Source organism: Blastomonas aquatica, assembly GCF_014639875.1.
Taxonomy (GTDB): Bacteria; Pseudomonadota; Alphaproteobacteria; order Sphingomonadales; family Sphingomonadaceae; genus Blastomonas; species Blastomonas aquatica.
In genome coordinates this window covers 144,340-154,128 of the sequence record NZ_BMGD01000001.1, presented here as the reverse complement: position 1 = coordinate 154,128, position 9,789 = coordinate 144,340, and the positions used below count along the sequence as shown (strand labels likewise).

General features: G+C 65.4%; 7 protein-coding genes. 6 read left to right on the top strand and 1 reads right to left on the bottom strand.

The window, feature by feature from the left end:
• Window positions 1–63 precede the first annotated feature (63 nt).
• The 6 genes from murB to IEW00_RS00700 all read left to right on the top strand — a co-directional run bounded on the left by murB (window position 64) and on the right by IEW00_RS00700 (window position 8,350).
• Window positions 64–1,008 (top strand): UDP-N-acetylmuramate dehydrogenase, encoded by a 945-nt coding sequence (gene murB / locus IEW00_RS00725; RefSeq protein WP_268235773.1) that lies wholly within the window; start codon window positions 64–66, stop codon window positions 1,006–1,008.
• Between the two features lie 28 nt (window positions 1,009–1,036).
• Window positions 1,037–2,014, top strand: coding sequence for a D-alanine--D-alanine ligase (locus tag IEW00_RS00720; protein ID WP_373282572.1), 978 nt, complete (start codon window positions 1,037–1,039; stop codon window positions 2,012–2,014).
• Window positions 1,998–2,891, top strand: a complete 894-nt coding sequence (locus tag IEW00_RS00715; RefSeq protein ID WP_188512453.1) for a cell division protein FtsQ/DivIB — start codon at window positions 1,998–2,000, stop codon at window positions 2,889–2,891. The genes IEW00_RS00720 and IEW00_RS00715 overlap by 17 nt, the downstream gene beginning before the upstream one ends.
• Window positions 2,888–4,204 carry a cell division protein FtsA gene (ftsA, locus tag IEW00_RS00710; protein ID WP_188512452.1) on the top strand — a complete coding sequence of 439 codons (1,317 nt, stop codon included), beginning with the start codon at window positions 2,888–2,890 and terminating at the stop codon, window positions 4,202–4,204. Before IEW00_RS00715 ends, ftsA begins: the two co-directional genes overlap by 4 nt.
• A gap of 137 nt (window positions 4,205–4,341) precedes the next feature.
• Window positions 4,342–5,811, top strand: a complete 1,470-nt coding sequence (gene ftsZ, locus IEW00_RS00705; RefSeq protein ID WP_188512451.1) for a cell division protein FtsZ — start codon at window positions 4,342–4,344, stop codon at window positions 5,809–5,811.
• A gap of 157 nt (window positions 5,812–5,968) precedes the next feature.
• Entirely contained in the window at window positions 5,969–8,350 is a 2,382-nt protein-coding gene (locus IEW00_RS00700) for an SPOR domain-containing protein (RefSeq protein ID WP_188512450.1), read from the top strand.
• 42 nt (window positions 8,351–8,392) lie between these two features.
• On the opposite strand, the gene IEW00_RS00695 is transcribed toward IEW00_RS00700, so the two are convergent.
• A complete protein-coding gene (locus tag IEW00_RS00695) occupies window positions 8,393–9,637 on the bottom strand; it encodes an ABC1 kinase family protein (protein WP_229736731.1) in 1,245 nt (414 codons plus the stop codon).
• Window positions 9,638–9,789 lie beyond the last annotated feature (152 nt).

Genomic DNA, 9,789 nt, shown 5'->3' with positions numbered 1-9,789 from the left:
AGCGAAGTCGAGGGACGTAGTGCGCACGTCCCTCGACTTCGCTCGGGACAAACGGGTGAAGGTGTGCGGGGCAAATTGACCCCCAACGCTCCGCTGGCCCCGCTCTTGTGGTTCAAGACCGGAGGCGCGGCCGAGTGGCTGTTTGAGCCCAAGGATGCCGACGATCTCGCTCAGTTCCTGGCAGCCCTCGACCCTTCCGTACCCGTCATGGCGTTGGGACTGGGGTCCAACCTGATCGTGCGCGACGGCGGCGTTCCTGGTGTCGTCGTGCGGCTGGGCAAGGCGTTTGCGCAGGTCGAGCGGACCGGCGACATGATCTTGCGCTGCGGGGCTGGGGCCTCGGGTATCCTCGTTTCGTCCACCGCGCGCGATGCCGGGATCGGCGGTCTCGAATTCCTGCGGTCGATCCCCGGCACGGTCGGCGGTTTCGTTCGGATGAACGGCGGCGCCTATGGCCGCGAGGTCAAGGATGTGCTGATCGACTGCGACGTGGTGTTGCGCGATGGTTCGCGGCGCACGCTGGCGCTGGCGGACCTGCACTACACCTATCGCCATTCCGAGCTGCCTGAAGGCGCGATCGTGATCGCGGCGACCTTTACCGGATCGCCCGCCGAACCCGCCGCGATCCAGGCCGAGATGGACCGCATCGCCGCGTCGCGCGAAGCCAGCCAGCCGCTGCGCAGCAAGACCGGCGGATCGACCTTCAAGAATCCCGAGGGCCACAAGGCCTGGGAGCTGGTCGATCAGGCGGGATGTCGTGGCCTGCAGATCGGCGGCGCGCAGGTCAGCGAAAAGCACACTAATTTCCTCATCAACACCGGCACCGCCACCAGCGCCGATATCGAGGTGCTGGGCGAAGAAGTCCGCGCGCGGGTCAAGGCGCAATCGGGCGTCGCGCTGGAATGGGAAATCCAGCGAATTGGGGACAATAAGCCCTCTCCCGTTGAGCTCCGCTCGCCTGCGGCTCAGGGGAGAGGGTTGGGAGAGGGGAATGTCACCGATGGTTGATCGGGTTACTCCCCCTCTCCCTTCGCCGCTGCGCGGCTCTTCCCTCTCCCCTAAAGGGGAGAGGGCGCGGTTGCACATCGCCGTCCTCATGGGCGGCTGGTCCGCCGAGCGCGAGGTCTCGCTGATGAGTGGCGAGGGTGTCGCCAGGGCGCTGGAATCGCGCGGGCATACCGTCACGCGGGTCGATATGGACCGCAATGTTGCCGCGGTGCTCGCCGGTATCTGCCCCGATGTCGTGTTCAACGCGCTGCACGGGACGCCGGGCGAGGATGGCAGCGTGCAGGGCATGCTCGATCTGATGCAGATTCCGTACACGCACTCGGGCATGGCGACCTCGGTGATCGCGATCGACAAGGTGCTTACCAAACAGGCGCTGCTGCCGCACGGTATCCCGATGCCGGGCGGGCATATCGTGCGCTCCGAAAGCCTGTACACAGGCGATCCGCTGCCGCGCCCCTATGTGCTCAAGCCGGTCAACGAAGGCTCGTCGGTCGGTGTCGCGATCGTCAAGGCCGAGAGCAATTATGGCGACCCGATCAGCCGCGATGCCACCGGCCCGTGGCAGAAGTTCGACGAACTGCTCGCCGAACCTTTCATCAAGGGGCGCGAGCTGACAACGGCAGTGCTCGGCGACCGCGCTTTGGGCGTCACCGAACTGCAGACCAAGTCGGGGTTTTACGACTACGACGCCAAATACACCGACGGCCTGACGCTGCACATTTGCCCGGCCGATATCCCCGAGGATATAGCCGCGATGTGCATGGACCTCGCCTTGCGCGCACATAATATCCTTGGCTGCAGGGGCGCGTCGCGCTCAGATTTCCGCTGGGACGACGAGCTGGGAGTCGACGGTCTTTATCTGCTTGAGGTCAACACCCAACCGGGGATGACACCGCTCAGCCTGGTACCCGAACAGGCAGCACATATCGGCATCAGCTATGCCGATCTGGTCGAGATCATCGTGGAAAGCGCATTGGGGGGCACCCGGCATGACGACACGGATTAAACGCGGATCACCGGGCAAGCGCGCGCCTTCGCGTGCGCGGCCTCGCACCGCGCAACGATCACGCGCCAACGCCGCGCTTGCCCGGCTGCCGTTTACCGAAGCGCAGTTGCAGAAGGCTGCGACCATCGGTGTGCTGGGAGTGCTTGCGCTGGCAGCTGTCATCACTGCGCAGTTCATGGGGTTGCCCGGAATGGTGCAGGAGGAAATGGCGCTCGCTGCTGGGCGTGCCGGGTTCGAGGTCAAGAAGGTCGAGGTGCGCAACGTCGACAAGATGAACGAGCTCAAGGTCTACGAGATCGTGCTGGCGCAGAAGGACCGCTCGATGCCACAGGTCGATCTGGAAGAGCTGCGGCGCGAACTGACCCGGTTCAGCTGGATCGCCGATGCGCGCATCTCGCGTCAGCTGCCCGACACGCTGATCGTCGACATCGTCGAGCGCGAGCCGCTCGCGGTGTGGGAAGATCGCGGCAAGGTGATGCTGGTCGACGCCGAGGGTATCGCACTCGAGCCCAGCCCGGGCCAGATCGATCCCAAGATGCTGCGCATCGTCGGCAAAAGCGCCAATGCCCGGATCGGTGATCTGACCAGCCTGCTCGATGCCGCACCCGCGCTCACGCCGCAGGTCAAAGAGGCCGAATGGGTCGGCAACCGCCGCTGGAACCTGACCTTCCACACCGGTGAGGTGCTGGCGCTGCCCGAGGGCGAGGACCTGTCCGAAGCGGCGCTGATCAACTTCGCGCGGATGGACGGGGTCAACCGGCTGCTGGGCAAGGGCGTGACCTATTTCGATTTGCGCGATCCCGAACGCGCCTACCTGCGCAAGCCGCGCAGTCCCGCTCTGCCCGAAGGCGATGCGATCGCATCGGTCGCGCAATGAGCGGCGGCAAGCCTCGCAAGGGCGGCCCCGCCGTCCCCCGGATCGAAAAGACCTTCGGCGCGCTCGATATCGGGTCGTCCAAGGTCTGCGCGATGATCGTCGGGCGGACCGAGACCGGCGAGCTGCTGGTGCTGGGCACCGGCCAGCGCGCGAGCGATGGCGTCAAGCGCGGCTATATCACCGACATGCAGGCGACCGAACTTGCGGTGCGCGAGGCGGTCGAGCAGGCCGAGCGGATCGCCGGGCTCAACATCGATCACGTCCATGTCAGCTGCACCTCGGGTGGCCTCACCAGCACCATCGCGCGGGTCGAGATCGATCTGGGGGGCGGCCGTATCGATGAGGATGACGTCGATCATCTGCTCGCTGCCGGACGCGAGACGATCCAGCCGGGCGGGCGCATGGTGCTGCACGCACAGCCCGCACTCTACACGCTCGATGGCGCGACCGGGGTCAAGAAGCCGATCGGGCTGCATGCCGAGCGGCTCGGGGTCGATATTCACGTGGTCTTTGCCGACGGCGCGCCGGTGCGCAACATCGACCAGACCGTCGCGGCCGCCTATCTTGGCGTCAGCGGCATCGTCGCCGCGCCGATCGCGGCCGGCACCGCATGTCTGGGCGAGGAAGAGCGCGAGCTTGGCGTCGCGTTGATCGAAATGGGCGCTGCGGTCACCAACATCTCGCTCTACGCTGGCGGCATGCTGGTGGGGCTGTTCACCATCCCCTTTGGCGGCGCGGACATCACCGATGCGATCGCGTCCGCCTTCGGCCTGCGCCGGGCCGAGGCCGAGCGAATCAAGTGCTTCCACGGCGCTGCGACATCCTCACCGCGCGACAACCACGACATGATCGACCTGCGCTTGCCCGAAGAGGACAGCAAGCTGGTCGGCGCAGGCGGACGCGCGCCCGATGACAAGCATTCGATCAGCCGCGCACAATTGGTCTCGGTGATCCGCCAGCCGCTCGATTACCTGATCGGCGAGATCACCAAGGGTTTGAAGGAACTGGGCTTCACCGGAGCGCAGGGCCAGCGCATCGTGCTGACCGGCGGTTGCGCAGAGTTGCGCGGGCTGGCCGATCACATGCAGGTGGCCTTGGGCCGCACGGTGCGGATCGGGCGACCTTCGGGGCTGGCGGGCCTGCCCGATGCACATGCCGGGCCGGCGTTTGCGACGCTGGCCGGGCTTGCGCTGTTCGCAGCGGACGAACCGGTCGATATCCGCAGCATCGCATCGAGCTATCAGCAGGTTCACCGCCATTCGGGCGCGGCCGTGTTGCAGCGCTTGTGGCGGGCATTGGTCGGCAATTTTTGATGATGAGCGGTAGATAGCACGCCGATACGCATGTAGCGGTGGAAAAACCCGATTTTTTACGTGAATTCGCGAATCAATCTGTGCAATGTGCACCCCGTAATTTGCTTCAAATTTATGAAGCGCAGGAGAATTAAGGCATGAGCATCACCATTGGACCGCCCACCGTCGATGAGCTGCGTCCGCGGATCGCTGTCATCGGGATCGGCGGGGCAGGCGGCAACGCCATTGCCAACATGATCGCAGCGCATGTCGAGGGTGTCGATTTCATTGTCGCCAACACCGATGCGCAGGCGCTGAACTCGTCAACCGCCGAACAGCGTATCCAGCTGGGCCCCGATGTGACCCAGGGTCTGGGCGCCGGATCGCGTCCCGAAGTCGGTCGTGCAGCAGCGGAAGAAACTGTCGGCGATATCGAGGCGATCCTCGAAGGCACGCATATGTGCTTCATCGCTGCCGGCATGGGCGGCGGCACCGGAACCGGCGCTGCACCTGTCGTCGCCAAGGCTGCGCGCGATCGCGGCATCCTGACCGTCGGTGTCGTCACCAAGCCGTTCACCTTCGAAGGCACGCGCCGTATGCGCGCTGCCGAAGCCGGCATCGCCGAGCTGCAGAAGAACGTCGACACGCTGATCGTCATTCCCAACCAGAACCTGTTCCTGGTCGCCAACCCCAACACCACCTTCAAGGAAGCCTTCCAGCTTGCCGACGAAGTGCTGCAGCAGGGCGTGCGCTCGATCACCGATCTGATCGTCAATCCCGGCCTGATCAACCTCGACTTTGCCGATATCCGTTCGGTGATGCGCGAGATGGGCAAGGCGATGATGGGCACTGGCGAGGCTGAAGGCGATGGCCGCGCACTCGAAGCTGCCGAGCGCGCGATTGCCAACCCGCTGCTCGACGGCGTGTCGATGAAGGGCGCCAAGGGCGTCATCGTCTCGATCACCGGCGGCGACGACATGCGCCTGATGGAAGTCGATGAAGCCGCCAACCACATCAAGGAACTGGTCGATCCGGATGCCAACATCATCTGGGGCAGCGCGTTCAACCCCGATCTGGAAGGCAAGATCCGCGTCTCGGTGGTCGCCACCGGCATCGACGGCGAAGCGCTGCAGAACACGCAGGACACACGCCCGTTCTCGCTCGCCCAAGGCGGCACGCGCGGCTTTTCTGCGCCCGCGCCCGCGCCGGCACCTGCGCCGGCTCCCTCGTTTGGCGCCGCACCCTCACCGGCGCCTGCTCCGTCTGCAAACTCCGGCGATACGCTTGATCTCGGCGTCGCTGCGCAATCGCTCGACGACAACGAAGATGCATCGGGCGCGGACGAACTGCTGCTGGACAGCTCAAGCGTCGAACAGGCCGCCGTTCCTGCCCCTGCGCCAACGCCGGCCCCTGCGCCTGCGCCCGCAGCCTCTGTAGCACCTGCGGCAGAGCCTGTTGTGACCGCGCCCAAGGCACCACGCGTGACCAGCGGTGGCGGAACGCTGTTCGAGAGGATGTCGAGCCTGTCGCGCGGTGGCGCACGGGGCGAAGAGGAAGATGGCGACGACAGTGCCGATGCTCCGCCGCTCAACATCCCGCGTTTCCTTGGACGGCAGAACAATCAGTGATCGTGCTGGCCCGCCGCTCTTCAAAGAGTGGCGGGCCATTGCGCTATTAAATGGGTTCCCGCAAGCTGTCGAATGGGCGCAACGTTCTGCCGTACGCAGCGTCGCCATGCGCTTGCATTCGGTGGAACAAGCGCCGACTGACGGGATTGACATGGTATTGACCCGTTATTCCCATTCGCGCCGCCTGACCTCCGCCACTGCTTTGCTGGTGGCGATGTCTGTGCTGGCCTTGGTTCCGGCGCAAGCGCAGGAAGAGGGGCCCGATGCCCCCGATACCGTGCAGCCCGGGTATTCCTCACTCAATGTCGCCCAGCCTCGGGGTACGCGCGAGTTGCAGAATGCGCTGCAACGGCTGGCGCTCAATCCCGCCGATATCGACGCATTGATCGATGGTGGCAACGCGGCGCTGCTGCTGGGCGATCCTCAGGCGGCGATCGGTTTCTTCGCACGTGCAGACGAGATGGCACCGGGCAATGGCCGGGTTAAGGCGGGGCTCGGATCGGGCCTATTGCTCAACGAAAACCCTTATGAGGCGCTGCGATTGTTCGAGGAGGCCAAGAGGCTTGGCGTTCCCGAGACCGTGTATGCGGCCGATCGCGGATTGGCTTACGATCTGGTTGGCAACTCCAACGCTGCGCAGGCCGATTATGAACTCGCGCTGCGCCGCGGCAGCGATGACGAGACCATACGCCGCTACGCACTGTCGCTGGGCATCTCGGGGGATCGCGCCGGTGCCGAAGCCCAGCTCGATCCGCTGCTGCGCAAGCGCGATGCCGCCGCGTGGCGCACCCGGGCGTTCGTGCTCGCGGTAACCGGAGACCCCCAGGGCGCGATCGCGATCGCTGATGCGACTATGCCCAAGCGCATGGCTGCCTCGATCGAACCGTTTTTCCGCTTCATGGGAAAGTTGACCCCGGCGCAACAGGCCGCAGCTGCGCATTTCGGACAGTTTCCGCAATCGGCCGCGATCGGCAAGGATGACCCGCGCAACCGCCAATATGCCTCGGCTGGTCCAGTGCGGCTGCGGTCCGGCCGGGCCGATTCCGGGCTGATCCCCGCTGGTGAACCGCTGGGGCCGACGGCAGACAGCAAGACCCGCAAGGTCGCCACGGTCGATAAATCAAACCGGCGCAGGCCCGGCAGGCTTTCGAAGAAGGAGCGCGACGCGATAGCCCTCGCGCAAGTCGAGGCCGCTGCACAGCCGGTGCCGGTGCAGGCGCGTGCGCCCGGTCCGGTGCCACCGTCCGACCTGTTGATTCCGGGCCGCGGCCTGCCGCCTGCCACGGTCCAGCCACTCCCTGGTCAGGTGCAGTCCGCGCGTGCGACGGTGCAGTCGCTTCCTGGGCAGACTCTCCCCAATCCGCAGCCAGCCAATCCTCTGATGGCCAATCAGACTCAGGCCGCTCCTGGAACCATCCAGCCGCTGCCCGGCCAGGGCTCTTCCGCGACGGCCGCCCCGGCGCGCATGGCGCGGGTCTCGAGGACCAGCGGCGGTCAGACCAACTCGGCTCCGCCGACGCAACGTGGGCAGGCCGAGCAAATGGCGTTGGCGAGCGCCGCCCCGGCCACCGCGGCCACCCCCGGCATTGGCGCAGCGGCCGGGGATACTGAACCGACAGCTCGGGAGCGCGAAGTGTCCGCGCCCTCCTCGTCTGCGCAGTTGCCACCCGTGCCCGATAATACCAAGCCGGTGTTGATGGCCGGAATGACGGAGCTTCCCAAACCGGGGTTCAACTCGGTACCGCAGGTGACATCAGCCCAGGCGGCGCCGCAAGCGACACCCCAGCCCCGACCCCAGGGCCAGCCCCAGCCACAAGGTGGACCGGCAGCGACGGGGCAGGCCGTGCAGTCCACCCCGGCATCGTCTGCGGCCACGCCAGGCCAGGGTGGCTTCGACCTTGCTCGGCTCGGTCCACAGGCGACTCCAGGGACCGCCGGAAGTCCGCCGCCTGCAGCAACGCCGGCTTCCGCTCCGGCTGCCGGAAGGAGTGACCTGCTCGATGTTGCCGCCGCGCGCAGCGGGGGCGGGCCTGCAATCGCCCGGATCACCCTGGCCGATGTTGTTGCCGGCATTACCGTGCCGCCGCAGGAGCTCGAGCCCGACGAGAACGCGGTCGACATCATGAAGCTTAAGCCAGCCCCACCCAAGCCTGTAGCGCCCGTTGTCGATCCCAAATTGGCAGAGGCCAAAAAGCTTGAGGCCAAGAAGGCCGAAGAGAAGAAGGCTGCGGCGAAGAAGGCAGCGGCCAAGCCTGCCCCGCCCAAGAATCCCAAGCGTTACTGGGTGCAGGTGGCGGGCGGTGCCAACCGTGCCGATCTGTCCAAGGAATGGAAGCGGCTGGTGGGCGAGGCACCTGCAGTGTTCAAGGGCAAGCAGGGCTGGTGGACCCCGCTCAATGCGACCAACCGGCTGCTGACCGGCCCGTTCTCGGGGCCCAACGAGGCGCAATCGTTCGTCAACACGCTCGCCAAGTCCAAGCTATCAGGCTTTGCCTTCACCAGCCCCGAGGGCCAGGAAGTCACCAAGTTGGGCGGCTGAAAGACGGACGGCTGAATACTGGACGGCTGAACACTGGGTGGCCTACAGCGCGCCGCGGATCAGGCGGTTGACGTTGATGTTGGCCTTTAAGCGGCTGCCCAGCAGGAACACTCCGCCGATTTTGCGCTGGATGAACAGCGTGTCGACCGGGGGGATCTGCCAGAACGTCCGTTCCTTGGCGAAGGCCATGCCCTCGTCACGCAATTCCATCGTGACTTCGTTGGAAGTGAAGTCGAACGGCCCGTCGAGCCGAAGCGGTTCAAAGGCCGTGTCGAACATGCCCAGGACCGCGACCTTGTGGTTCTCCGGTGCATCGGGATGCAGCATCCCCAGCGCCAAACCTGCCTCGCGCATCTGGGCGAGGTCGCGGCTCAGCCCGCCTTGCAGAAGGGTGCGGTAGCTATCGGACACCGCATCGCTCACCACCCGCGTTGCTCCGAAATCGAGCAGCACCAACTGTCCGGTGGCCGGATCGAAACGATAGTTGGCAAAATTGGGGTCGGTCTGCATCAACCGGTAATCGAACAACTCGCGCAGCAGCAGCTCGACCGCGAGCCGAACGATACGGTCGCGGACGTCGGCATCCATCGCGGCGGTGTCTTCGATCGCAATGCTCTCGATATAGTCCATCGCCAGAATGTCGGGCGTGGTGAGGTCAGCATGCAGCGAGGGCACGCGGAAATCGGCGCTGTCAGCGAGCAACTCGCCGAAGCGGGCAAGATGCGCGGCTTCGTGTGCATAGTCGGCCTCTTCGTGCAGTTGCGCCTTGGCATCGGTCAGCATTTGATCGATCTCGATCCCCGAGGGCAGCATGCCGGTAAGCTTGATCAGCGAGGCCACGTTGTCGACATCGCTGTCGATGCTCTGCCGCACGCCGGGATATTGGACCTTGATCGCAAGGTCGCGGCCATCGGTGGTGCGGGCACGGTGGACCTGGCCGATCGATGCGGCGGCGATCGGCTTGAAATCGAAGCTGGCAAAGCGCTTTTCCCAGCCGCGGCCCCAGTTCTGGTTGAGCACGTTGCGCAGCTGCCCTTGCGGCATGTGCTGCGCATCGGCACGCAACCGTCCCATGATGTCGGCAAGCTCGGGCGGAAGGAAGTCGCCGGTGTCCATCGACATCAGCTGCCCCAGCTTCATCGCCGCGCCCCGCATCGTGGCGAGCTTGTCGGCGATCTTGCGCGCATTGGCGGGGGTCAACAGCAGATCGCCGACGCTTGGCCGCTTGCCCTGCGCCCATTGCTTCGCACCATCGACCAGCATCGTGCCCGCGATGCCGCCTGCCATGCTGCTGAATCCGGCAAAACGGGCGATACGTCCGCTGGGAACCGCCTGTCCGGAGGATGGAGCTGGAGTTCGCGTTTTGGGGGGGAGCATGCGGGATAAAAACCTGTGCGTGCGGCGGCCTCGGGATAGAGACCGGTTCTTACTGCTATGTA